Origin of the sequence: Streptomyces sp. ID05-26A (assembly GCF_033794685.1) — a bacterium.
GTDB lineage: Bacteria > Actinomycetota > Actinomycetes > Mycobacteriales > Pseudonocardiaceae > Lentzea.
The window spans coordinates 638,629-662,736 of the sequence record NZ_JARAYZ010000004.1; the positions used below are offsets into that span (position 1 = coordinate 638,629).

The window sequence follows — 24,108 nt, forward strand, 5'->3', positions numbered from 1 at the left end:
GAGGGGAGTGCTGATGTCCAAGTCTTCGGCACCGCACCGGACCACGTGGTCCGCGGAGGAGATCGGGTTCCTGGCAGGGGGACCGGGCAGGGCGGCCGAGGCCGTTCTCGCCCGGCTGCTGGACGGCGGTCTCGTGCGCGTCTCCCGACAGGGACTCGTGACCGCCGTCCACCAGAACGGTCACGGCGCCAGGACACCGCTGGAGGCGTACGTCCTCGCCGGACTGCACGGGGCCGCCCGCCCGATCCAGCAGGTGGTGCAGGTCGCCAGGGCGAGCAACGAGATGGGCGCGCTGCACGAGAGCCTGGTCGCCAGAGGGCTGGTGCAGCGCCAGTTCCTGAAGCCCCGGGGCGGCAAGACCGCGCTGCGGGTGGTGCTGTTCCTGCTGGCGTTCGTCTCGGTGTTCGTGGCTTTCGCGCTCGACGCCAGGGTGTTCGTGGTGACGGGGATGCTGCTGGTCCTCGCGATCCTGCTGCGCAATCCCGGCAGGCTCACGGCGAGCGGGAAGTCCGTGTGGATGTACGCGTTGAGGAACCCGCGCGCCAGTGCGGACTCCGTGGCGTTGTTCGGTCTGCGGCGGGGCAAGCAGCGTTCGACTTCGTCCACTCCGTACATCGCCGCCGCCAGCAGTTGCGGTGCGTACGACTGGAGCCACCACAGCTGCGGCGGCACGTCGAGCTGTGGTGGCTCCAGTTGCAGCAGCTCGAGCAGCTGCGGCAGTTCCAGTTCCAGTTGCAGCAGTTCCAGCAGTAGCTGCTCCAGCAGCAGTTCGAGCTGCTCCAGCAGTAGCAGCAGCTGCAGCAGTTCCAGCAGCTAGAGGGGGAAAGCCGATGGCAACACCGACAGCGGCGCAGGGGACGTGGCTGTCCGCGGAGGAGGCCGGTTATCTGACGGCCGGTCCCGAACGGGCCGCGGAGACCGTGCTGGCCCGGCTGGTCGACACCGGCCTGGCGCGGGTGTCGCGCGCCGGAAAGGTCTCCGCCGTGCACCAGGACGGCCGGGGCGCCACCACGTCGATCGAGGAGCGGATGCTGCGCCACACGCGGGCCGCGGTCTCGTTCGACTCGATCGTGCGATCGACCGCGGACAGCGCCGAGATGGCGGACCTGTACCGGCAGCTGCTCACCCGCGGGCTCATGCAGGTACCCCGCCGCAACGACGGTTGGTGGTTCTCCCTCGCGGTCGCGGGCGTGTCGGTCGTGCTCGGCTTCGTCGCTCCCGTGTTCTTCCTGGGCGCGCTGATCGGCCTGGGGTTCTTCGTCCGGCAGTACGGCAGGGGCCCGGTCACCAAGGCGGGCCGGGACGCGCTGAGGCACGTGACGGCCGGCGACCGGGTGCACGCGGTGGCGCTGCACGGGTTCTCCGGCAGGGTCCGCGGTCAGAACGTCACCGAGCTCTTCGACCTCCCCCGCAACGTCGTGTGGACGGTCCCACCCAAGGCCAGGGCACGGAGGCGGTCCACTTCGGACCGTCACGGCAGCGGTTCGGCGGCGAGCTGCGGCAGCGGTTCCAGCAGCAGCTGTTCGAGCAGTTCCAGTTGCGGCGGGGGCGGCTGTGGCGGCGGAGGAGGCGGCGACTGATGGTGACGACGACGCGGTTCTCCCCGGAGGAGATCGGTTACCTGGCGGGAGGGCCGACCCGGTCCGCCGAGACCGCGCTGGCGAGGTTGCTCCAGGCGGGCCTAATCCGGGTGTCGCGGTCGGGCGACGTGTCCGCGGTGCACCGCGACCGGCACGGCGCCGCCACCCCGGTCGAGGCGCGCGTCCTGGCGCACCTGGGCACCCCCGTCCGGTTCGACCTGGTCGTGAAGGCGGCGGCGGCGGACAGCGCCGAGATGCGGGCGGTGCACGACCGCCTGCGCGACCAGGGGCTGACCAGGACTCCCGGGCGCTGGTTCCGGACGAGCCCGGTCACCAGAGCGGGAAAGGCCGTGGTGAGGCGCACGCCCCCGATCGGCACCGTTCTCGCGGTGGCGTTGCACGGCTTTCACGGCACTATCGGCGGCCTGCTGGTCGGAAACCTCTTCGCGCTGCCTCACACCGCGGTCCAGTCGCTGCCTCGCAAGGGGAAGGCGGCCGCGGCCGGAACGTCCGGCGGCGCGGGGTGTGGAAGCGGCCACGTCGCCAGCGCGTGTGGTAGCAGTAGTTGTTCGTCGGGCGGCGGCGGTTGTGGCGGCGGAGGAGGAAGCTGATGGCGACACCGACGGAAGCACGGGACACGCGGGTGTCGCCGGAGCAGATCGGCCACCTGGTGGGCGGACCGCAGCGAGCTGCGGAAACCGCACTGGCCAGGCTGCTCGACGCCGGTCTGGTGCGGGTGTCCCGCGAGGGAATGGTCTCCGCCGTGCACGAGACCGATCTCGGCGTCACGACCGCGGTCGAGACGAGCATCCTCGTGAACCTGCGCAAGCCCGCCCGGTTCGACCTGGTCGTGCGGAAGGCCGCGACCAGCGCGGAGATGCGGGCGTTGCACCAGAAGTTGCGGGCCGAGAGGTTGATGCGCACTCCTCGCCCCAAGCTCGGAGCGTGGTGGGTCTTCCTGGCGATCGGGATCGTCCTGGCCCTGGCCGCCTTCCTGGAACCGTGGACGCTCCTCGGCGCGGTCGGGTTCCTGGGGTTCGCCTACTGGTCGTACGGCGCGAAACCACTTACCAGAGCGGGGAAAGCGGCGCTGGAAGGCCTGAGCGCGGACGACAGGGTTCTGACGGTCGCGAAGGAGGGTTTCCGCGGCAGGATCGGCAACCGGGCCGTCGGTGATCTCTTCGGACTGCCGCAGAGCGTGGTCAAGACGTTGCCGCGCAAGAAGAAGCCGAGGCGGGGCAAGGGTCGCGGCGCGGCGTCCGCCGGGGCGGGCTGCGGTGCCGCCGGCGGTTGCGGCAGCAGCAGTTGTGGTAGCAGCAGTTGTTCGTCGAGCGGCAGCAGTTGCGGCGGCGGCAGCGGTTGCGGTGGTGGCGGAGGAGGAGGCGACTGATGGCGGGCATCAAGGACCTGGGTGTCGGCATCGGCTGGCGCTCGGAGATCGACCTGACGGTGGAACGACTGCCCGGCGTGGACTTCGTCGAGGTCGTCGCCGAGAACCTCCACGTCGGACACCTGCCGGAGTCGGTGACGCTGCTGCTCGAACGCGGCGTCCCGGTGCTCCCCCACGCCGTGTCGCTGTCACTGGGCGGGGCGGACCCGGTCGACCTGCACCGGGTCGAGCACCTGGGCGCGGTCGCCGAGGCGGTCGGCGCGCCGATGGTCAGCGACCACGTGTGCTTCGTCCGCGCGGGCGGGCTCGACTCCGGCCACCTGATGCCGGTGCCGCGCACCAGGGACGCGCTCGACGTGCTGGTCGCGAACGTGAAGCTGGCCCAGCGGAACCTGCCCGTGCCGCTCGCGCTGGAGAACGTCGCCGCGCTGCTGGAGTGGCCGGACGGCGAGCTGTCCGAGGGCCAGTTCCTCGCCGAACTCGTCGAGCGCACCGACTGCTGGCTGCTGGTGGACGTCGCGAACCTCTACGCGAACGCCCGCAACATCGGCACGGACCCGGAGCGGTTCCTGGACGAGATCCCGCTGGAGCGCCTCGCCTACGTGCACGTGGCCGGCGGCGAGCAGAACGGCGACATCTACCACGACACGCACGCGCACGCGGTGCTGCCGGAAGTCCTGGAGGTGCTCGACGAACTGTGCTCGCGCGTCGCGCCGCCCGGAGTTCTGCTGGAACGCGACGACAACTACCCGTCCGACACCGAAATCGCGACCGAACTGGCCGCGATCCGTGCCGTCGTGGACAAGCACCGTGGATGATTTCGTGAACGAGAAAGAACTTTTGGTTGCACGCGAAAGGCTTGCCGCCAGACAGACCGAGCTGCTAAATGCACTGCTCGCGAACGGCCCGGCACCGGCGGGATTCGACGAACAACGACTGAACGTCGAACGGCGCGCCTTGCTGTCGAAACGGCGCGGGATCGTGCGCATGCTGGGCCCCGCGGTCGCCGACGAGCTCGGCGACCGCTTCCGGCCGCTCTTCGACGCCTACGCCGTCGAACACCCACGTCAGGCGGGCTCACGCGCGCGCGAGGATGCCGCATCGTTCGCGGAATGGTGTCGCGCCTCCGGTGAACTGTCAGCGAATCGCAAGGCGCGCTGGAAGTTCTGGCAGTCGAACTGACGGGCGAACGAAAAGGGGGCCAGAATCCCCCGTTCGGCCCTGTGTTACCTAGTCGTGATATCGATACGTTCAAAGGGTCGGGGGACCTTTTTCGCATTGCCTTCGCTTTGTCGCGGAAGGCCTTCCGGCCTGCGCGAACCACAGCGCGCAGAATTCGAACCACGAGGGGATTCGAATGCGCGGAAAAACCAAAGTGCTGGGCGCCGTCACGGCGCTCGCCCTGATCGCGGCACCGGCCGCCACAGCCGCGGCCGCTCCACCGGTGGGCAAGGCCCCGCAGAAGGCGGCCGACGAGGTCACCCTCGTCACCGGCGACAGGGTCCTGCTGGGGCAGGACAGGCAGGTCGTCGCGATCCAGCCCGGTGAGGGCCGCGACAGGATGGCCTTCAAGACCGCCCGCACCGCGGACGGTCACCTGATGGTCGTGCCGAAGGACGCGTTCGAGCCGCTGGCGGCGGGCAGGCTCGACACCCGGCTCTTCGACGTGACCACGTTGCTGGAGTTCGGCTACCGCGACCGCATGCCGCTGATCGTGGACGGCCGGGCGAGACTCGGTGCCCGGTCCTCGACCGACTGGTCGGCGCTGAAGTCCGGGGGCAAGGTCTGGCTGGACGGCATCCGCAAGCCGACGCTCGACCGCAGCGTCGCCCAGATCGGCGCGCCGGCCGCCCACCAGAAGGGCATCACCGGCAAGGGGATCAAGGTCGCGATCGTCGACACGGGCGTCGACGAGAAGCACCCCGACCTCGCGGGTCAGCAGATCGCCGAGAAGAACTTCACGACCGACCCCGACACCACCGACAACGTCGGCCACGGCACGCACGTCGGGTCGACCGTGGCGAGCCACGACTCGAAGTACGGCGGCGTCGCACCGGGAGCCCAGCTCATCGACGCGAAGGTCTGCGTCGAGTTCGGCTGCCAGGAGTCCTGGATCCTCGACGGCATGCGCTGGGCCGCCGAGCAGGGCGCCCAAGTGATCAACATGAGCCTCGGCGGTAGCGACACCCCCGAGGTGGACCCGCTGGAGCAGGCCGTCAACGACCTGACGGCCCAGTACGGCACGTTGTTCGTCATCGCGGCGGGCAACTCGGGTTCACCGGGTTCGGTGGGCTCTCCCAGCACCGCCGAGGCCGCGCTGTCGGTCGGCGCCGTCGACCGCGACGACAAGCTCGCCCCGTTCTCCAGCAAGGGCCCTCGCGTTGGAGACAGCGGGCTCAAGCCCGAGGTGACCGCACCGGGCGTCGACATCGTCGCCGCCAAGGCCGGAACCGCTGACCACGTCGCGTTCAGCGGCACGTCGATGGCGACCCCGCACGTGGCGGGCGCGGCGGCGTTGCTCAAGCAGCAGCACCCGGAGTGGACGCCGGCGCAGCTCAAGTCGGTGCTCGCGACCACGGCCAAGCCCGCCGAGGGCGTCAGCGCGTTCGACCAGGGCGCGGGACGCATCGACGTGGCCAAGGCGATCGGCCAGGTGCTCACCGGTGACGTCACGGTCAACCTCGGACTGCAAGAGTGGCCGCACGGCGACGACAAGCCGGTGACCAAGCCGATCACCTACACCAACCCGACGGACGCGCCGATCACGCTCGGCCTCGCGCTCAAGAGCACCGCTCCGGCGGGCCTGTTCTCGTTGGGCGCCACGACGGTCACCGTGCCGGCCAAGGGCACCGCGTCGGTCAACGTCACCGGTGACTCGCGCGCCGGCACCCAGGACGCCGCGTACGCGGGCGAGGTCGTGGCCACGTCCGGCACGCACACCGTCCGCACGCTCGTCGGCATCGACCGCGAGGTCGAGAGTTACACCCTCACGATCGACTCGATCGGCCGTGACGGCGCGGACCCGGCCGAGTCGTTCTCGCTGCTCGTCGGCCTGGACAACAGCGTGTTCAAGTTCGTCGGTGGCGCGGGGGACCTGAAGGTGCGTCTGCCCAAGGGCAGGTACTTCGTCGAGACCTCCCTGTCCAACGGCGAGCGCGGCCTGGACCTGCTCTACCAGCCGGACGCGGAACTCACCCGCGACCTGACGATCAAGCAGGACGCCCGCCAGGCCCAGCCGGTGTCGGTGAAGGCACCGGAGGAGACCGGTGACTTCACGCTCGGCATCATCAGCTTCCGCCGCTCGGTGGGCGGACAGGACCGCCTGGGGGGCTCGCTGCTGATGTTCGGCGGCTTCGACGGCGTCGCGATCGCCCAGGCGGGCGGACCGATGCCGCCCAGCGACCTGTCCTCGCTCGCGATGCTCCAGGCCAACACCACGGCCGACCCCCACACGTTCTACCGGCTCGCCTACCCGGTTCCCGGTGGTTTCCCCGTCGGGCTGAACAAGGCGCCGGCCAAGAAGGACCTGGCCAGGGTCGAGTCCACGATCGGTGGCCTGAAGCCGGACAGCCTCGCCCAGAAGGGCGAACTGCCGGTCACCGCGCTCGGGGTGAGCAGCGGCACCGCCCTCTACCCGGTGGCCGTCGGCGCCACCTCGGTCGACTACGTGTCGACCGAGGACGTGCTCTGGCAGTCAGCGGTGATGACGCGTCACGCCAACGGCGCGCAGGAACGCATCACCTCGCCGAACCGCAAGTACGCGGCGGGCAGGACCTACCGGGAACGCGAAGTCCGGCCGGTGTTCTCGCCGGGTCTGCCCGAGGCGCCGTACGGCTTCGTCGAGCGGTACGGCACGCAGCTCTACGTCGGGCCTCCGATGACGAGCGACGGCACGCACGGCACCGGTTCGTCCACTGTGGACAGCGCCAGGGCCGCCCTGTACCGCAACGGTGTGCTGCTCGGGGAGACCACCACCCCCGGTGGCCTGTTCTCGGGCGTGCCGTTGCCACAGGGTGACTTCCGCGCCGAGGTGAGCCTCGACCGGAGCTCGCAGTTCGAGTTCGGCACCAAGGTGTCCGCGGTGTGGACGTTCAAGTCCAAGGGCGTCGAGGGCAAGATCGAGTCGCCGCCGCTGTCGGTGGTGCGCTTCGACCCGAAGCTCGACGACAACGGCGCGGTACCCGCGGGCACGTTGCAGCGCATCGGATTGCTCACGCAGACGCAGGGCGACGCGGGCAAGGTGCGCGTCACCGGTGTCGAGTACTCGCACGACGACGGCAAGACGTGGCGCCGCGCGGGCGTTGTCGGCAACAGCGCGTTGGTCTACAACCCGGCGAACGCGCGGTGGACTTCGCTGAAGGCCACCGCGACGGACGCCAGGGGTGGAACCGTTGAGATCACCGTGATCCAGGCCTACAAGGTCGGATCCTGATCCCTAGGGAAGGTTGAGAACGAGCTCGGCGGCCGGGACGCGGGTGCCCGTGTAGAAGGGGATCTCCTCACGCACGTGCAGCCGCGCCTCGGTGCCGCGCAGGTGCCGCATGAGGTCGACGATGCGGTGCAGTTCGTCGGCCTCGAACGCGAGCAGCCACTCGTAGTCGCCTAGAGCGAACGACGCGACGGTGTTCGCGCGCACGTCCGGGTAGTCGCGGGCTTCCTTGCCGTGGTCCGCCAGCATCTTGCGGCGGTCGCCCTCGTCCAGCAGGTACCACTCGTAGGACCGCACGAACGGGTAGACGCAGATGTACTTGCGCGCCTCCTCCCCCGCGAGGAACGCGGGGATGTGGCTGCGGTTGAACTCCGCGGGGCGGTGCAGGGCGACCTGCGACCAGACCGGCGTGGAGACCTTGCCGAGCGGCGTGCGGCGGAAGCCCGTGTAGGCGGCCTGCACCTGCTCGATCTCCTCGGCGTGCCACCAGATCATGAAGTCCGCGTCGGCGCGCAGGCCGGCCACGTCGTAGACGCCGCGGACGACGACTCCCTTGCCCTCCAACGCGTCCAGGTAGTTCTGGGTCTCGCTGGCGGCCGCCGAGCGGTCGTCCGGAAGCCTGCCGGGTTCGACCCGGAACACCGACCACATCGTGTAGCGGATGGTGTCGTTGAGCTCGTTGTAGTTGAGGCGCGCCATAGGTCCATCTTGGCACGGGCTTCTCAACGGCGAACGCGGCCCAGCAGGTGTGCTGCGACACGGGCGGCGGCCGAGTCGGCGGTCGCGATGCAGGCCGGCACGCCCACCCCGTGCAGCGTGGCGCCCGCGACGGCGAGGCCCGGCACGTCGGCGATTCCGCGTTCGATCGTGTCGACCAGGTCGACGTGACCGACGCCGTACTGCGGCAGCCCGCCGCCCCAGCGCTGCACCACGTAGTCGATCGGCGCGGCCTTGATGCCCGTCAGCTCGTGCAGGTCGTTGCGGACGGCCTTGACCAGGTCGGCGTCGCTGCGCTGCAGGAGCGCCGTCTCGCCGTGCCGCCCGACCGAGCCGCGCAGGACGACCGGTTCGCCGTAGTGCGACCACTTGCGGCTGGAGAACGTGAACGCCTTGGCGGTGAACGGGGTGATGCGGTCGGAGTACCGCTCCCCCTCCGCGATCAGCACGCCGGAGCGCTGGGGCAGTTCGGTGCCCGGCGGCAGTGCCAGCGCGACGACGGCCATCGAGGCGACCTCGACCTTGCCGTACGCGGCCGACACCTGCGGGGCGATCTCGTGCAGCAGCTTGCGCGCGGACGGCGCCGGGACCGCGAGCACGACGCCGTCGCACTCCAGGTACTGCGGGGTGGCGGCCGAGCCGATCTCCAGGCGCCAGCCGTCGCCGAGCCACGACAGCACGCGGACCGGCAGGCCGAGCCTGATCTCGGGCCTCGCGACCTCGGCGAGCCTGTCGACCAGCGACGACACGCCGTTCGACAGGCTGGCGAACACCGGCGGCCGCGCTGAACGGGCCTGTGGTGGCGCGGGCATCATCGTCGCGGCGGCCGCGAGCAGCGAGCCGACGCCCTTGTCCAGCAGCGTCGCGATCTGCGGCATCGTGGCGCGCAGGCCCAGTTCGTCCGCGCGGCCCGCGTAGACACCGCCCAGCAACGGGCTGACCAGGCGGTCCGCGACCTCGGGGCCGAACCTGTCCTTCATCAGCGCGCCGACCGCGACGTCGCCGCCCGCGAGCTCGATCGGCGGCAGCGTCGGTTCCATCTCGACCCGCAGCGCGCCCTCGGACGACAACATGTGCCGCACCGTCTCGACGCTCGCCGGCACGCCCATGAACGTGTGCGCGGGCAGCTGGTGCGTGCGCCCCGCCGCGTGCACGGACGCCTTCGCGGCCGTCGGGTGCACGACGTGGCCGGTGAGCCCGACCTCGTCGATCAGCTCCTGCGCCTCGGGCTTGCGGTGCAGGAACGCCTCCGCGCCCACGTCGAACCGCACACCCGCGAGCTCGGTCGTGCGCAGCTTGCCGCCGATCCGGTCGGACTGCTCGATCACGGTGATCCTCGCGTCGGGCCCGAGGAGCATGCGCAACCGGTGCGCGGCGGCCAGCCCGGAGATCCCTCCCCCGACGACGGCGACGTGCGGCGCTCTTCCCTGCATTACAAGCTGTGGATCAGTTCGACGGTCCGGGTGATGATCTCCGGATCGGTGTCGGGCAGCACGCCGTGACCGAGGTTGAAGATGTGGCCCGCGGCGGCCTTGCCCTCGGCGTGGATGCGGCGCACCTCGCGTTCGACGGCCTCGAAGCCCGCGAAGAACAGCGCCGGGTCGAGGTTGCCCTGCACGACCGGCTTGGGCAGGTCGGGGTGCGCTCGCTGGAGGCGTTCGACCGCCACGTCGAGCGGGAGACGCCAGTCGACGCCGACGACGTCCGCGCCGGCCTCGCGCATCGCGGGCAGCAGCTCCCCGGTGCCGACGCCGAAGTGGATCCTCGGGACGGTGCTGATCGTCTCCAGGACGCGCTTCGAGTGCGGCAGCACGAACTCGCGGTAGTCGCGCTCGGACAACGCGCCCGCCCACGAGTCGAAGAGCTGCACGGCCTGCACACCCGCGTCGAGCTGCGCGTGCAGGAACGCCGTCGTGATGTCCGCGATCTTGGCCAGCAGCGCGTGCCAGAGCTCCGGGTTGCCGTGCATGAGCGCCTTGGTGCGCTCGTGGTTCTTGCTCGGCCCGCCCTCGACCAGGTAGGAGGCCAGCGTGAACGGCGCTCCGGCGAACCCGATCAGGGCGACTTCCCCGGGGAGTTCCTTGAGCAGCAACCCGATCGCGTCCGCGACCGGCTGGACCTGCTCGGCGTGCAGCTCGGGAAGAGCCTTCACGTCCTCGAGCGTCCGGACCGGGTTCGCGACCACGGGACCGACGCCCGCGACGATGTCGAGGTCGACACCGGCGGCCTTGAGCGGCACGACGATGTCGGAGAAGAGGATCGCGCCGTCGACGCCGTGCCGCCGGATCGGCTGCATGGTGATCTCGCAGACCATCTCCGGGTCCATGCACGCGTCGAGCATGACGGTGCCCTGGCGGAGGGCGCGGTACTCGGGGAGCGACCGTCCCGCCTGCCTCATGAACCAGACAGGGGTGTGCGACGGGGTGCCGCCACTTGCGGCCACGAGGAGGGGGACTTGAGTGCTCATATCTCTTTCATGGTCCCACGTCCCGGCGTGCCGCCGTCACTCGGCCGGATTGCGAGGCATACAGTCAGTTGTGTGACCGAGCCGGAAATCTTCCGCCGGGCGGTGGGGACGCTCAAGTCGGTTCGCCACAGGCCCGAGATCGAACTCACCGAAGTTCGCCCACCGCAGCGGCTCGCTCCGTGGGCGTACGCGCTGACGGCTGAGGTCACCGGCCCGTCGGACGAACTGTCGACCGGAAGGCTCGTGCTGCTGCACGATCCGGACGGCGACGAGGCGTGGGGCGGTGTCCTCCGCGTGGTGGCGTACGTACGTGTGGAGCTCGACCACGAGCTCGCGTCGGATCCCCTGCTGCCCGAGGTCGGGTGGTCGTGGCTGACCGAGGCGCTGGAGCAGTCCGGGGCCGGGTTCACCGCGCTGGGCGGGACCGTCACGCAGACGTCGTCGGCCCGGTTCGGCGACATCGCGGGGCCCGCGCGGACGGACGACCTGGAGTTGCGCGCGTCGTGGACCGCGCTCGACGGGGAACTCGCCGAGCACGGCACCGCTTTCTACGAGCTGATGGCGACGGCCGTGGGGCTGCCACCGGTCGGCGTCACCCTGTTCGGGCAGCGCTGACTCCTTTTTATTCGTCGGCGTCCCTGAGGACGCGCAGGACGTTCGCGCCGGCGAGCTTGGCGCAGTCGTCCTCGGACCAGCCCTTGTCGAGCAGCGCGCCGAAGAGGTTCGGGTACGTCGAGACGTCCTCGAGCCCCTCGGGGAGTGCCTGCACTCCGTCGTAGTCGCCACCGACGCCGATGTGGTCGATGCCGACGACCTCCCGCGCGTGCTCGAGGTGCGCGACCACGTCGTCGAGCGTCGCACCCGGCGCCGGGTGGTCGAGGGCCCACTTCTCGCCAAACGTCTTGCGCTGGTCCATGTCGGCGTGGCTCTGCCCTGCGGCCGTCATGGCGTCACGAAGGGCTGCGTCCCATTCAGCGAACCGGGGCGACACGAAGCTCGGCACGAATGTGATCATGGCCACACCGCCGTTCGCCCTCAGTTTGACCAACACGTCGTCCGGAACGTTGCGCGGATGGTCCGCGACGTGGCGGCACGACGAGTGGCTGAAGATGACGGGCTTGACGCTCGTCTCCAGCGCGGCGTGCATCGTGCTGGGCGCGACGTGGCTCAGGTCGACGAGCATGCCGATCCGGTTCATCTCGCGCACGACGTCGCGGCCGAACTCGGTCAGCCCGCCGTGTTCGGGCTGGTCAGTGGCACTGTCGGCCCACGGCGTGTTGTCGTTGTGGGTCAGCGTCATATAACGGACGCCCAGGCGGCGCAGCGCGCGCAGGACTCCGAGTGAAGAGTTGATGGAATGTCCGCCCTCGGCCCCGAGGAGGGAGGCGACACGCCCGGAGGCGAAAACTTCTTCGGCTTCGGCGGCGGTCGTCGCGATGCCCAGGTGACCGGAGTACCGCTCCGCCAGCTCGTAGACCAGCTCGACCTGCTCCAGCACGGCGGTCACGGCTCCGTCGCCCGCGAGCCTGCCGGGAATCCAGACGGACCAGAACTGCATCCCCAGGCCGCCCTCGCGCATTTTCACGAGGTCCGTGTGCAGGCTGGGATGACGTTCGGTGAGATCGATCTTCGCCGCGGTCGTGTAGACGTCCTCGCCCGTTCCGTCGCCGAACTCGCGAAGAGCCCACGGGAGGTCGTTGTGGCCGTCGACGAGAGGGACACGCTGCAGCAACGCTCGCGCTCGCTCGACTCCAGAACTACTAGACACAACCAACTCCAAGATGTCGTTCTGAGAGGGGCTCGCGTTACACCCCCTATCTAGTTGTCATCCAATCGTGTGACACATGGGGCCATCTGTCACAACTCAATAGGGATAGATACCCGATTGATCGTCCCGTAGACCCGCATGGGCGGCTACGCTGCCCCAGACGACACCACTTTCGGTCGATCAGTGGCGCGGCTGATTGGACGAAAGTCTCCGGTGCCGGTCGGGGGGCACGACCGACTCCAGGGAGGTAGTGACGTGGCTGCCGTCGGCTTAGGTCAGGCCGTTCGTACCACGCCAGCCGGCTCGTTGCCGGCGAACATGGTCCCGCACCCGCGGGAAGAGCTTTTTTCAGTGCTGGTGGTCGACGACCACCCACTGCTGAGGGAGGCGATATCAGCTCGGCTCACCCAAATGGGAGCCGGGACAGTGCATGAGGCCGCATCGGTGGCAGAGGCTCGGGCGCGGGCACTTGCAACCGGTCCTTGCGACCTCGCGATCCTCGATCTGGGCCTGCCGGATGGCACCGGCATCGACCTGGTCACGGAACTCCGTGCCCAGGGCTGGCCCCGCATCGTGGTCCTCGCATCCTCCGACGACCCCTACGCGGTCAGGTCGGCCTTCCAGGCGGGCGCCCAGGCGTACCTCCTGAAGTCCGCCTCTCCGATGGTGGTCACCGACGGGGTGCGCAGGGTTCTCGATGGTGGCGTTTACGCAGATCCGAGCGTGGCACCAGTACTCGCAGCGGGTACTCGGGTGCCGGGCACCGACAACACGCCGCGGGAACTCTCCGCGCGTGAGGTCGAGGTGCTCCAGCTGGTCGCCGATGGCCAGAGCAACAAGGAAATCGGCGAGGCTCTGAGCTTGTCCGCGTTGACGGTGAAGTCTCACCTGTCGCGGATCGGCCGGAAGCTGGGCACCGGGGATCGCGCTCAGATGGTCGCGCTGGCAATGCGTGCCGGCGTGATCCGTTAGATACCGGTTTGAAGCACTGAACCGGCCGAGAACACCTGTGAGTGGTGCGATCGTCGTAGGGTCATCCGCTGTGGATGTACCCGCCGACGAGCCAACCGCACCAACCGGACCAGAACCGGTACCGCTGACGGAACCTGCTGATGGGGTCCCGCCCGTGGTCGCCGATCCAGCTGCGCTCCGGCGAGCCGCTGACGCGCTCGCCGGGGCGAAGGGCCCGGTCGCGGTGGACACCGAGCGAGCCTCGGGCTATCGCTACTCACAGCGTGCCTATCTGGTGCAACTGCGCCGGGAAGGCGCCGGCACCTGGTTGGTCGACCCGATCGCCCTGGGCGGACGGCTAGACCCGCTGGTGCAGGCCCTTGATGGCACTGAGTGGGTGTTGCACGCGGCGTCTCAGGACCTGCCGTGCCTCGCCGAACTCGGGCTGAAACCCGGCGTGCTGTTCGACACCGAGCTGGCGGGCAGGCTGGCTGGGTTCGATCGCGTCGCACTGGGCACGCTGGTGGAACGGCTACTCGGTTTTAGGCTCGAGAAGGGGCACGGCGCGGCCGACTGGTCGCGCCGGCCCCTTCCTGCCGACTGGCTGACGTATGCCGCTCTCGACGTGGAGCTGCTCGTGCAGCTGCGCGACGTTCTCGAAACAGAGCTTGAGCGCCAGGGCAAACTCGCCTGGGCGCTCGAAGAGTTCGAGGCGGTGCGGACGGCGCCATTGCCGCGCCCCCGCATCGACCCCTGGCGGCGCACGTCGGGTATCCACCGCGTGCGCAACCAGAGGCAACTGGCCCTCGTGCGCGCGCTGTGGGAAGCCCGCGACACCGTGGCCCGCGAGCGTGACATCGCCCCCGGCCGAGTCCTCCCGGACTCCGCCCTCATGGAGGCGGCCGCCCGCAACCCCGCCAACGAGGCCGAGCTGCTCGCTCTGCCGGTCTTCCGCGGCCGCTCCCAGCGCCGCATGTCCGGCGTGTGGATGAGCGCTCTGCGCAAGGCAGCGACCCTCTCCAAGGCGGAGCTCCCGGAGCCCGCCGGCCAGCACGACGGCCCGCCCCCGCCCAACCGGTGGGGCGACAAGGACCCGGACGCGGCGGCCCGGCTGGCCGCGACCCGTGCGGCACTGGCGACCATCGCCGAGGCCAACACCCTCCCGGTGGAGAACCTGCTGCTGCCCGACCTGGTGCGGCGCACCTGCTGGCAGCCGCCGGCCGACCTCTCCCCCGAGTCCGTGGCGACGGTGCTGCGCGACGGCGGGGCCAGGTCGTGGCAGATCGACCTCACCCTGGAAGCCCTGGCCAAGGCGCTGACCGCGACGGCACCCACGCCGACGGATTGACGCGGCCTCTCGCGGACCAACTGATATCCGATATATCAGTTGGTCCGCGATATATCAGTTTCCCCGCGCGTTGACGACGCCCCAGATCGCTGCACGTGGTTCATCAGTATCCTCGGTGTATTGATTGTCGAGGTGCACTAAAATCGGCACGTGCCAGTCGATCCGGGACGCCGCGAACGCAAGAAGCAGGTCACCCGCCAAGCACTCATGGCGGCGGCGGTGCGGCTCTTCACCGAACGCGGCTACGACGAGACGAGCATCGCGGACATCACCGACGCCGCCGACGTCAGCAAACGCACGTTCTTCCTGCACTTCCCCGCCAAGGAGGACGTGCTGCTGGCCGACAGCACCAGACGCATCACCCTGGCCGTGCGCGCCATCGAGGAACGCGTCCCCGGCACCCCTCTGCGCGACGCGCTCGCCACGGCGGCGGACCGGATGATCACCAACGCCGCCGAGACCGACCTGCCGGCCGGTCTCGCAGCACTCCGCGCACGCCTGGTGGTGACCACCCCGGCCGTGCAGGCCCGAGTGCTCCACACGACGTTCACCGCCCAGACCCGCATCGCCAAGGCCCTGCGCGACACCTACGCCCTCGACGAGGTCACCGCAGCCGCCCTGGTCGGCGCCCTGATGGGTGCGATCAGCGCCGCGACGGTCACCAGCCTCGAACGCGGCGACGCCTTCGAGGCGACGCAGGCCGCGATGCGCACCGCCGCCTCACTGGCGCTGCGCTGCACCGAGCCGATCAGGCCCGGCAGCTGATCTCCATGCCGTCCTCGACGGGAAACGCGACGCTGACGTACCCGTTCGCCGGATCCCGCACGTACTCGAGGTAGCCGGCCATCGACTCCTGGTCGATGTCGTCCGCGACGACGAGCGCGCCGGGAGCGAGCCGCGGTTCGAGATCACGCAACACCGGCAGGCAGAGCTCCTTCCAGCCGTCGAGCAACACCAGCCCGATCGGCCCGGCCAGATCGGCCAGCGTGCGCCGCGCGTCCCCCGGCAGGATCGTCACGACATCACCGAGCCCGGCCTCGTCGAGGTTCTCCCGCGCGGCGGCGACCTTCTCCGCCGACATCTCCGTCCCGTAGACGTGCCCATGCCCGTTGTCCGCGACGGCCGCCGCCAGGTGCAGCGTCGAGATCCCGAACGACGTGCCGAACTCGACGACGACCTCCGGCCGCCCGGACCTCACCAACCCGTAGAGCAACTCCCCGCCGCTGGCCGAGATGGGCATGTACACCCCGGCCAGCGCGTCCGCACGCTCCTGCGCACTCCCCGTGCGCACCACGTCCCAAGGCGCTTCGAAGTCGTCGTCGCCCCCGGCCGCACCGAACAACCGATCAAGAACTCCGCGCACCCGCGGCTCGTGCAAGGTGATGGTCATGTCGCCAGACTAGACGCAACGTCTCGTCTAGCCTAGCCCTGGTTAAAGTACGCCTCCGGGAGGTGGCGATGGAGAGCAGCACCGCACATCGCGGAAACCGGCACGGCCGCAGCGAGGAAGCCCGCCAGGCGGTCCTGGAGGCGGCCGACGACCTGCTGGCCGAACGGGGCTTCGCGGGCGTGACGATCGAAGGCATCGCGGCCAGAGCCGGTGTCGCGAAGCAGACGATCTACCGCTGGTGGCCGTCCAAGGTCGACGTGCTCCTGGAAGCGTTCACCGAGGACATGGCCGAACACCTCACGCCACCCGACACCGGCGACCTGGCCACCGACCTCCGCGCCCACCTGGCGAACCTGGCCGAGTTCCTCACCGATTCGGACCCCGGCGCCGTCTTCCGCGCCTTGACGGGCCAGGCCCAGCACGACCCCCAACTGGCCACCCGCCTGCGCGACGACCACCTCAGCGCCCAACGCGCCCGCGACCGCCTCCCCCTGCTCCGCGCGGTCGAACGCGGCGACCTCCCCGCGGGCCTGGACCTCGACGCGGCCCTCGACCACCTGCTCGGCCCGATCCACTACCGGGTCCTGGTGACCGGCACCCCGGTCCCCCGGTCCTTCACCGACGACCTGGTCGCCGCCTTCCTGCACCGCCACCGGCCCGACTCGCGGTGATCACGACCAGCCGCCTGGACCTGCTGCCGCTCCAGCCCGGGCACGCCGCCGAGATGGCCGCCGTCCTCTCGGACCCGGCCCTCCACACGTTCACCGGCGGCACCCCGCTCGCCGCCGAAGCACTCGAGGCCCGCTACGAACGTCTGGCCGCAGGCTCCCCCGACCCGGCCGTGCGGTGGCTGAACTGGGTGATCCTCCTGCGCGATCCCGGCTCTCTCGTGGGCACCGTCCAAGCCACGATCACCCTCGCCGACCAGACCGCCGAGATCGCGTGGGTCGTCGGCACGCCGTGGCAGGGCCGCGGCCTGGCCCGTGAAGCGGCCCGAGGTCTCGTCGCCTGGCTGGCCACCCAACCGGTCTGCACGGTGATCGCCCACGTCCACCCCGACCACCACGCCTCCGCCGCCGTCGCCACCTCCGCCGGTCTCACCGCCACCGACGAGGTCCACGACGGCGAGGTCCGTTGGCGCCTCCGCCTCCCCTGACCCTTGCAACGGCTCGTTTGCGGACGAAGTCAAAAGACTCATTGCTAAGCCGCAGCTCAGCGCACGCCTGAAGGACGTGGAGCTGTACCCGGCTGTTGACAGTTGCCGTTGCGAAATATCGGGGCGCGGTGACGGACATATCCCGCCGAGGAGTTGTCCGTCCCTAGGAGAGGCCTCCGTTGAAACCTCATCTCCCCCTCGCCGTGGCCGGCCTCGTGCTGGCCACAGCTCTGAGCGGCGCCACCCGCGCCGCGGCGACGACGGCCGGCACGGCCGAGGCAGGTACCGACCGGCCGTCCGTCCAGCAGTGGATCACCCTCATCACGGGCGACCAGGTGCTGACCGACGACAAGGGCAAGCCGATCCAGTTCAAGCCCGGACCGGGGCGCGAGCACATCATGGTGTCCACGAGAGAGGACGGCGCGCACCACTACGCCGTGCCCGCCGACGTGGAACCGTTGATCACCGAGGGCCGGGTGGACCGGCGGCTGTTCGACCTCGCCCTCCTGAGCCGGCCCGAGTACACGAAGCGCCAGGGTCTCGGGGTGCTCGTGTCGGCCGGCTCAGGTCTGCCGAGCGCGCGCTCGTTCAGCCGCATCGGCGTGGACGCCGTCACGGTGACCCCCGAGTCCGCGCCGGACGTGTGGAAGTCGCTCGTGAACGGCCCCGCTGACCGCGGCGCGAAGACCACGGTCTGGCTGGACGCGGTGCACAGGGCCGCGCTCGACCGCAGCACCGCCCAGATCGGCGCTCCGCAGGCGTGGCAGGCCGGGTTCGACGGCAAGGGCGTGAAGATCGCCGTGCTGGACACCGGCGTCGACAACACGCATCCCGACCTCGCCACGCAGGAGGTCGCGGAGAAGAACTTCACCGACTCCCCCGACAACCAGGACCGCGTCGGGCACGGCACGCACGTCGCGTCCATCGCGGCCGGCACCGGGGCGAAGTCGGGCGGGAAGTTCCGGGGCGTGGCTCCGGGCGCGCGCATCCTCGACGGCAAGGTGCTCGGCGACGACGGATCCGGCTACGAGTCGGGGATCCTCGCGGGCATCGAGTGGGCGGTCGAGCAGCAGGCGGACGTCGTCAACATGAGCCTCGGCGGCGACGACGGCCCGTTGCTGGACCCGATGGAGATCCTGATCAACCGGCTCTCGCAGGAGACCGGCACGCTGTTCGTGATCGCGTCGGGCAACGCCGGGCCGAACTCCGTCGGTTCGCCGGGCAGTGCGGACGCCGCGCTCACCGTCGGCGCCGTGGACCGCGCCGACAAGCTCGCGGGCTTCTCCAGCACCGGGCCGCGCAACGGTGACGGCGCCGTCAAGCCGGACGTCACCGCGCCTGGTGTCGGCATCGGCGCCGCCGCGGCGGGCAGGCTCGGCGAGACCAGGCCCAGCCCCGCGGAGGGCTACATCTCGCTCGACGGCACGTCGATGGCCACCCCGCACGTCGCGGGCGCGGCGGCGATCCTGGCGCAGGCGCACCCGGACTGGCGCGGCGACCAGATCAAGGCCGCGCTGATGGCGTCGGCGAAGCCGGGCGCGCACACCCCGTTCGAGCAGGGTGCCGGGCGCACGGACGTCGCGAAGGCGATCAAGCAGACCGTCACGTCCGGCTCGGTCTCCTTCGGCACGGCGCTGTGGCCGCACCACGACGACGTCCCGATGACGCAGAACGTCGTCTACCGCAACGAAGGCGACCAGCCCGTCACCCTCGCGCTCAAGGTCGACACGACCGCGCCGCAGGGCTTCTTCACGCTCAAGGACGCCTCTCTGACCGTGCCCGCACACGGCACGGCCACCACCACGCTGACCGCGGACACCAAGCTCGGCGGTGACGCGTCCGGCACGTTCAGCGCGTACATCAACGCGAGCGGCAGCGGCCAGTCCGTCGTCACTCCGGCCGCCGTCACGCGCGAACCGGAGCGCTACAGCCTCACGATCAAGGCGATCGGCCGCGACGGCAAGCCCGCCGCGAACTGGGGCGCGAGCCTGCAGGGCGTCACCGGGGAGGCGAAGGGTGCCTTCGCCGGACTCGGCACCGGGCTGGAGACCCTGCGCGTCGCCAAGGGCCGCTACCTGCTCAACGGCCACGAGTGGGTCCGTCCCGACCAGCCGAACCCGTACTACAGCTGGTTCAACGGCACGAACGTCGAGGTCGGCGCGGACACCACGATCACGCTCGACGCCCGCCAGGCCAAGCCCGTCGACATCGGGCTGCCCGGCAAGCCGGCGGAACGCCACTCCTACATCCGCGTCGGCCACAAGATGCCGGAGATGGAGTACGGCTTCGGCCTGCTCGGCGTGCCGCTCGGTTCGCTGAGCACCGCGCACGTCGGTCCCGAGGGCAAGTCCGGCGAGATGAACGAGCTGGTCATCGCCTCGTACACCGGCGCGGACCGCGAGGAGTTCCACGTCGTCGACCAGAACACGACGCTCACGAAGTTCTGGACGGGCTACCGCAAGCAGTTGAAGTCCAAGGACCTCGTGACCATCACGGCCACGGCGGGCGCGACGGCGCCAGGCCGCACCGGCTACCTGCACGCGCAGGCGGAGGTCGGCGACAGCCCGCTGTTCGGGGTCGCGTTCGGGTACGCGCTGCCGCACACGCGGAAGCTGAACCTGCACTCCCCCAACAACACCTGGAGCCTTCGCTTCGAGCAGGACAACGGGGACACCACCGAGGCGTACTGGAACGCGGAGAACGAGCAGTTCAAGCCGGGCCGCACCTACAAGAAGACGTTCAACACCGGCGTCTTCGGCCCGAAGCTGACCGGCGAACGCCGTGTCGGCCTCTACCGCGACGGCGACATCCTCTTCGGCAGCCTGCCGTTCTTCGCCGACGGACAGGGCCGCTCCGGCGGTTCGGTCGTGGAGTCGGGGTCGACAGTGTTGAAGCTCGGCGGCGAGGTGGTCGACTCGACGGACCGGCCGCTCGACCTGGAGACCTTCTTCTCGATGCCGCCGGCTCCGGGCCGCTACGAGCTGACGACCACGGCGAACCGCTCGGGCGTCGCGGCGATCAGCACCTCGGTCACCACGACGTGGGGCTTCGACTCGGCCACGACCTCGGGCGTCACTCAGGTGCCGTTGTCGATGGTCCGGTTCACACCGGAACTCGGCCTCGACGGGACGCTGCCCGCGCACCGGTTCCAGCGGATCCCGCTGACGGTGCAGGGCGGGGCGAGGTCGCTGACCGCGCAGGTGTCCTACGACAAGGGCGCGACCTGGCAGAAGACGCTGGTCTTCGGTGACTCGCTGTTCGTGGTCAACCCGGGCAGGGGCGGCAGCGTCTCGCTGCGGGCCACGGCGGTGGGCAGGGGCGGTGACTCGGTCACCCAGACCGTGATCAACGCCTACCTGACGAAGTAGGCGCGGGAACGGCGATGCGCCCGTGCCAGGGCGCATCGCCGTCGTCCTCTCAGCGCTTCGGGAACGCCTCGTCGTAGACGGCCCGCAGTCCGGGCTCGTCGGGTCCGCTGTAGCCGCACCCCATGACCCGCAGTTCGCTCGCCGCGACCAGGTACTTCCGGCCGACCTCGGGTTCGAACCCCGCGAGCACCGGCGAGTTGGTGGTGTTCCTGACCTCGACGAGGTCCGCCTCACCGGACCAGGCGCCCTGAACCTGCAGCGTCACGACGGTGCCCTCGATCTTCAGCACGGTCGCCTCGAACGCCATCTGCGCGCGCTCCTTCAACACCGCCGCCTCGGGCGCGCGACACCGCACCTCCGGATCGACCGGCTCTTCCGTCAGCACGGCGACCGTGATCTTGCGCCCCTCGGACGTGGTGGTGACGGGCGGCGCCAGCGCCGTGGTGGTGCCCGTCTGCGCCGGAACGCTGGTGGTGGGCCGTCCCCCGCTGTTGTCGGGCAACCCCGAACCGTTCTCCAGACCGGGCTGCGTCGAGGTCGGCAACGCGACGTCCGGCCGCGTCGCCTGCTCCGGCCCACCGCTGTTCAGCACGACCACCCCGGCGACCACCGCGATCACCGCCGCGGCTCCGACGAGCACCGGCAGCTTTCTCGCGGAGAACCTCGGTGCCACCGGAGCGTCGAGCGCGGACCCGGCCACCCGCCGTCGCGCCTCGTCCTCGGGCAGCGGACGCAACGACGCCGCCGGATCGGCACGGCGCATCCGGTCGCGCAGGTCGTCGTCCGTCATGGCCGCTCTCCTTCCGCCTGCTCGTCCAGCAGGGACTTCAACTTCCGGCGTGCCCGGTGCAGGCGGATGCTGACCGCGTTGGCACTCATCCCGACCACCTGGGCGATCTCCGCCGGGCCGAGCTCCTCCCACGCCCAGAGCCGCATCAGCTCGGCGTCCGCGGAGGACAGCCGCGCGAGCGCTCTGGCCAGCCCCGGATCCGGGTCGTCGCGTGCCGGGGCGTGCTCGGGCGGTCTCGCGAGCTGCCAGATCCGCACGAGCAACCGGTCCTGCCTGCGCCGCGCCCGTTCCGCGTTGGCGAGACAGTTGCGCGCCACGGCGTACGCCCACGCCAGCGGTTCGGCCGGCATGTCGTCGCGCCGCCGCCAGGCCACCAGCAACGTCTCGGACAGCATGTCGTCCGCGGTCGCGGCGTCGGTCCGCCGCGCCAGGTACCGGCGCAGCGGCTCGATCAGCTCCTGCGCGACGGCCTCGAAGCCCGTCTGGCGCGGTTCCACGTCCACCTGCTCCACCCCGGGACATGTCCGGCAGGACGCCCGCTCTTTCACCTCGCCCCACCACCTTTGCAACAGGTCTTTTGCGGACGAAGTCCAAAGAGTCATTGCTAAGGCGCAGGTCACGACGCGTGGCCTCACCGACAGTTCAACCGATATATCAGTTAGAGGTTGTAGCGGAGATCAGTTCTCTTCGTGCGGCGCGGGCCTGGTACCGATCACCTCGCGCGACACCTGGGCGTGGGCGAGCCGGCGCACCGCCTTCAGAACGGTGTCGCCGATGAGGGTGCCGACGACCATCGCCTCGATGACGTCGTCGCGCGAACCGCGCCCGGCGATGTAGTCGAGGTCCGCCTGCGCGATGATCTTCAGCCCTTCCAGATAGGGGTCGAGCAGGTCGCGGAAGTGGTCATGGCCGACCGAGCGGGCCACCGACAACGCGGCGGCGAGCATGTGGGTCACGTTCGACTTCGTGACGTCGACGCACTCGGTCTCACCCTGCCGTTCGAAGAACGCCTGGACGTCCGCGACCGCGAGCGGATCGAGTTCGACGGCGCTCGGCTGACTGATCGCCTCCTGCACGGCGCCGAGCTTTTTGTGCAGCGACTCGTCGCGGGTGTCGATGGCGGCGAGCACCTCGCGCACCGACGCGATCGACAGGCCGCCGACGTCCACGAGGGCACGGACGAGCCGCAGCCTGCGCAGGTGCTCGTCGTCGTAGTGGGCCTGGTTCGGGCTGGTCAGCACGCCGGCGGGCAGCAGTCCCTCGCGCAGGTAGTACTTGATCGTCGGCACCGGAACGCCGCTTCTCTTCGCAAGCTCGCCAACACGCATATGGATAGTGTAGCTTCCGGATAGCAGAGAGTGCCGCTATCCATTCAGGGGGTATAGAGATGCTTCGCACAGGGCATCGGCCATTAGTCGTCTTCGGCGGGCTGATGGTGGTTCTGATCCCGATCGCGCTCATCGGGCTGCTGGTCGACGACCGGACCGTGGTCAACTCACCGATCTGGCTCAAGCCGCTCAAGTTCGCCGTGTCGCTCGCGCTCTACTCCTTCACCCTGGCGTGGCTGCTCACGTTCCTGAAGAGGTTCCAGCGCGTCGGATGGTGGGCCGGCACCGTGCTGGCGGCGGCCGGAGCGCTCGAGATGGTCGTGATCGTCGGCCAGGTCATCCGCGGCAGGCGCAGCCACTTCAACTTCGAGACGCCGCTCGACACGGTCTTGTTCTCGATCATGGGCTCCACGATCGTGGTGCTGTGGATGACGCACGCGATCGTCGCGATCCTGTTGTGGCGCACGAAGTTCGAGAGCGACGCACTCGCCTGGTCGATCCGGCTCGGGCTCGTGATCTCGTTCCTGGGTCTCGGCGTCGGATTCCTTATGACGAGCCCGAAGCCCGGCCAGGCCCTCAACGGCGACACGCTCGGCTCGCACACGATCGGCGCTGCCGACGGCGGGGCGTACATGGCGCTCACCGGCTGGAGCACCGAACACGGCGACCTGCGCGTCGGGCACTTCGTGGGCATGCACGCGCTGCAGGTGCTGCCCGTTCTGATCGCACTGCTCGGCAACCGTGCGAACACCAAGCTCACCTGGGTGCTCAGCGGGTCGTTCCTGGGGATCTTCCTGCTCGTGACCTGGCAGGCGTTGCGCGGCCAGTCCCTCGTCCAGCCCGACGGCACGACCCTGCTCGCGCTCGCCGGAATCGTCGTCGCGACCGCACTGGGTGTGGCGTGGGCGCGTGAACCGAAGAAGGAGCTCGTGTCCACATGATCGCCGCCCTGTTCGACCTGACTTTCCTGGTCGCCGCGCCGTTCTGGGCGCTCATGATCCTCGCGCCGAAGTGGTCGTGGACGAAGAGGATCGCCGAGTCCTACCTGATCGTGCTGCCGCCCGCCCTGATCTACATCGTCCTGCTGGTCCCGGAGCTGTCCACGGTGCTGCCCCTGGTCACCCGGCCCGAGCTCGGCCCGCTGGCGGAGTACCTGGCCACGCCCGCCGGCACCGCCCTCGTGTGGGCGCACATGCTCGCGTGGGACCTGTTCGTCGGGCGCTGGATGTACCTCGAAGGGCGGCGGCTCGACGTCCACCCGCTGGTCATGGCGCCCGTTCTGGTGATCACGATCCTGCTGGCGCCGGTCGGGTTGCCGCTGTTCCTGATCGTCCGCAAGGTGTGTGACAGAACGAACAGGGGTACCGCTGTGGTTACTCACCAGTAACTAGGGTTAGAGTTGGCGTTACCGACCGGTAGGGATGTC

Annotated in this window: 24 protein-coding genes; 16 read left to right on the forward strand and 8 right to left on the reverse strand. The window is 69.9% G+C overall.

The genetic code is table 11. From position 1 onward, the window contains the following. The first annotated feature begins 13 nt into the window (after positions 1-13). The 7 genes from PV646_RS34315 (at position 14) to PV646_RS34345 (ending at position 7,402) form a co-directional block, all read left to right on the forward strand. A complete protein-coding gene (locus PV646_RS34315; protein ID WP_500346461.1) occupies positions 14-817 on the forward strand; it encodes a TIGR04222 domain-containing membrane protein in 804 nt (267 codons plus the stop codon). Positions 818-830: 13 nt separating this feature from the next. After that, complete coding sequence (locus tag PV646_RS34320) at positions 831-1,580, forward strand: TIGR04222 domain-containing membrane protein (RefSeq protein ID WP_500346462.1); 750 nt, start codon at positions 831-833, stop codon at positions 1,578-1,580. Continuing rightward, positions 1,580-2,191 carry a TIGR04222 domain-containing membrane protein gene (locus PV646_RS34325; RefSeq protein WP_500346463.1) on the forward strand — a complete coding sequence of 204 codons (612 nt, stop codon included), beginning with the start codon at positions 1,580-1,582 and terminating at the stop codon, positions 2,189-2,191. Before PV646_RS34320 ends, PV646_RS34325 begins: the two co-directional genes overlap by 1 nt. Continuing rightward, positions 2,191-2,970, forward strand: a complete 780-nt coding sequence (locus tag PV646_RS34330) for a TIGR04222 domain-containing membrane protein (protein ID WP_500346464.1) — start codon at positions 2,191-2,193, stop codon at positions 2,968-2,970. Before PV646_RS34325 ends, PV646_RS34330 begins: the two co-directional genes overlap by 1 nt. Then, complete coding sequence (locus PV646_RS34335) at positions 2,970-3,788, forward strand: MbnB/TglH/ChrH family RiPP precursor modification enzyme (RefSeq protein ID WP_500346465.1); 819 nt, start codon at positions 2,970-2,972, stop codon at positions 3,786-3,788. The genes PV646_RS34330 and PV646_RS34335 overlap by 1 nt, the downstream gene beginning before the upstream one ends. Continuing rightward, the gene (locus tag PV646_RS34340; RefSeq protein WP_500346466.1) at positions 3,781-4,152 is read left to right on the forward strand and encodes an SCO6045 C-terminal-like domain-containing protein; all 372 of its coding nucleotides are present in this window, start codon (positions 3,781-3,783) and stop codon (positions 4,150-4,152) included. The genes PV646_RS34335 and PV646_RS34340 overlap by 8 nt, the downstream gene beginning before the upstream one ends. A gap of 175 nt (positions 4,153-4,327) precedes the next feature. Beyond that, on the forward strand, positions 4,328-7,402 hold the full coding sequence (locus PV646_RS34345) for a S8 family peptidase (protein WP_500346467.1): 3,075 nt from the start codon (positions 4,328-4,330) through the stop codon (positions 7,400-7,402). Positions 7,403-7,405: 3 nt separating this feature from the next. Here the strand turns inward: PV646_RS34345 and hemQ are convergent, their stop codons facing one another. Genes hemQ through hemE form a run of 3 tightly spaced genes read right to left on the reverse strand, consistent with a single transcriptional unit; the run spans position 7,406 to position 10,583 of the window. Next, the gene (gene hemQ / locus PV646_RS34350) at positions 7,406-8,098 is read right to left on the reverse strand and encodes a hydrogen peroxide-dependent heme synthase (protein ID WP_500346468.1); all 693 of its coding nucleotides are present in this window, start codon (positions 8,096-8,098) and stop codon (positions 7,406-7,408) included. A 23-nt stretch (positions 8,099-8,121) separates the two neighbouring features. After that, positions 8,122-9,549: a protoporphyrinogen oxidase gene (gene hemG / locus PV646_RS34355; protein ID WP_500346469.1), complete on the reverse strand. Its 1,428-nt coding sequence runs from the start codon at positions 9,547-9,549 to the stop codon at positions 8,122-8,124. After that, entirely contained in the window at positions 9,549-10,583 is a 1,035-nt protein-coding gene (hemE, locus tag PV646_RS34360) for a uroporphyrinogen decarboxylase (protein WP_500346470.1), read from the reverse strand. Before hemE ends, hemG begins: the two co-directional genes overlap by 1 nt. Positions 10,584-10,655: 72 nt before the next feature. On the opposite strand from hemE, the gene PV646_RS34365 reads away from it, so the two are divergent. Beyond that, on the forward strand, positions 10,656-11,198 hold the full coding sequence (locus PV646_RS34365) for a DUF3000 domain-containing protein (protein WP_030479951.1): 543 nt from the start codon (positions 10,656-10,658) through the stop codon (positions 11,196-11,198). A 7-nt stretch (positions 11,199-11,205) separates the two neighbouring features. On the opposite strand, the gene PV646_RS34370 is transcribed toward PV646_RS34365, so the two are convergent. Next, positions 11,206-12,351 carry a dipeptidase gene (locus tag PV646_RS34370; RefSeq protein ID WP_500346471.1) on the reverse strand — a complete coding sequence of 382 codons (1,146 nt, stop codon included), beginning with the start codon at positions 12,349-12,351 and terminating at the stop codon, positions 11,206-11,208. A 318-nt stretch (positions 12,352-12,669) separates the two neighbouring features. Between PV646_RS34370 and PV646_RS34375 the strand changes: the two genes are divergently transcribed. The 3 genes from PV646_RS34375 (at position 12,670) to PV646_RS34385 (ending at position 15,415) form a co-directional block, all read left to right on the forward strand. Further along, a complete protein-coding gene (locus PV646_RS34375) occupies positions 12,670-13,323 on the forward strand; it encodes a response regulator (RefSeq protein WP_181320591.1) in 654 nt (217 codons plus the stop codon). A gap of 49 nt (positions 13,324-13,372) precedes the next feature. Next, a complete protein-coding gene (locus tag PV646_RS34380; RefSeq protein ID WP_500346519.1) occupies positions 13,373-14,650 on the forward strand; it encodes an HRDC domain-containing protein in 1,278 nt (425 codons plus the stop codon). A 150-nt stretch (positions 14,651-14,800) separates the two neighbouring features. Beyond that, positions 14,801-15,415 carry a TetR/AcrR family transcriptional regulator gene (locus PV646_RS34385; RefSeq protein WP_500346472.1) on the forward strand — a complete coding sequence of 205 codons (615 nt, stop codon included), beginning with the start codon at positions 14,801-14,803 and terminating at the stop codon, positions 15,413-15,415. Here PV646_RS34385 and PV646_RS34390 read toward each other — a convergent pair. After that, a complete protein-coding gene (locus PV646_RS34390) occupies positions 15,399-16,040 on the reverse strand; it encodes an O-methyltransferase (protein ID WP_500346473.1) in 642 nt (213 codons plus the stop codon). The two genes, PV646_RS34385 and PV646_RS34390, sit on opposite strands and share 17 nt — an antisense overlap. Positions 16,041-16,108: 68 nt before the next feature. Between PV646_RS34390 and PV646_RS34395 the strand changes: the two genes are divergently transcribed. The 3 genes from PV646_RS34395 to PV646_RS34405 all read left to right on the forward strand — a co-directional run bounded on the left by PV646_RS34395 (position 16,109) and on the right by PV646_RS34405 (position 20,564). After that, the gene (locus PV646_RS34395) at positions 16,109-16,711 is read left to right on the forward strand and encodes a TetR/AcrR family transcriptional regulator (protein WP_500346474.1); all 603 of its coding nucleotides are present in this window, start codon (positions 16,109-16,111) and stop codon (positions 16,709-16,711) included. Then, entirely contained in the window at positions 16,708-17,196 is a 489-nt protein-coding gene (locus PV646_RS34400; protein WP_500346475.1) for a GNAT family N-acetyltransferase, read from the forward strand. Before PV646_RS34395 ends, PV646_RS34400 begins: the two co-directional genes overlap by 4 nt. A gap of 179 nt (positions 17,197-17,375) precedes the next feature. Further along, positions 17,376-20,564, forward strand: coding sequence for a S8 family serine peptidase (locus tag PV646_RS34405; protein WP_500346476.1), 3,189 nt, complete (start codon positions 17,376-17,378; stop codon positions 20,562-20,564). Between the two features lie 49 nt (positions 20,565-20,613). Here PV646_RS34405 and PV646_RS34410 read toward each other — a convergent pair whose 3' ends face one another. From PV646_RS34410 to PV646_RS34420, 3 genes are all read right to left on the reverse strand, one after another. Further along, positions 20,614-21,354 (reverse strand): hypothetical protein, encoded by a 741-nt coding sequence (locus PV646_RS34410; protein WP_500346477.1) that lies wholly within the window; start codon positions 21,352-21,354, stop codon positions 20,614-20,616. Continuing rightward, entirely contained in the window at positions 21,351-21,857 is a 507-nt protein-coding gene (locus PV646_RS34415; protein WP_500346478.1) for an RNA polymerase sigma factor, read from the reverse strand. The genes PV646_RS34410 and PV646_RS34415 overlap by 4 nt, the downstream gene beginning before the upstream one ends. 174 nt (positions 21,858-22,031) lie before the next feature. Next, complete coding sequence (locus PV646_RS34420; RefSeq protein WP_500346479.1) at positions 22,032-22,682, reverse strand: MerR family transcriptional regulator; 651 nt, start codon at positions 22,680-22,682, stop codon at positions 22,032-22,034. A gap of 104 nt (positions 22,683-22,786) precedes the next feature. Here PV646_RS34420 and PV646_RS34425 point away from each other — a divergent pair, with 104 nt between their 5' ends. Then, positions 22,787-23,623 carry a hypothetical protein gene (locus tag PV646_RS34425; protein WP_500346480.1) on the forward strand — a complete coding sequence of 279 codons (837 nt, stop codon included), beginning with the start codon at positions 22,787-22,789 and terminating at the stop codon, positions 23,621-23,623. Beyond that, positions 23,620-24,069: an ABA4-like family protein gene (locus tag PV646_RS34430; RefSeq protein WP_500346481.1), complete on the forward strand. Its 450-nt coding sequence runs from the start codon at positions 23,620-23,622 to the stop codon at positions 24,067-24,069. Before PV646_RS34425 ends, PV646_RS34430 begins: the two co-directional genes overlap by 4 nt. Positions 24,070-24,108 lie beyond the last annotated feature (39 nt).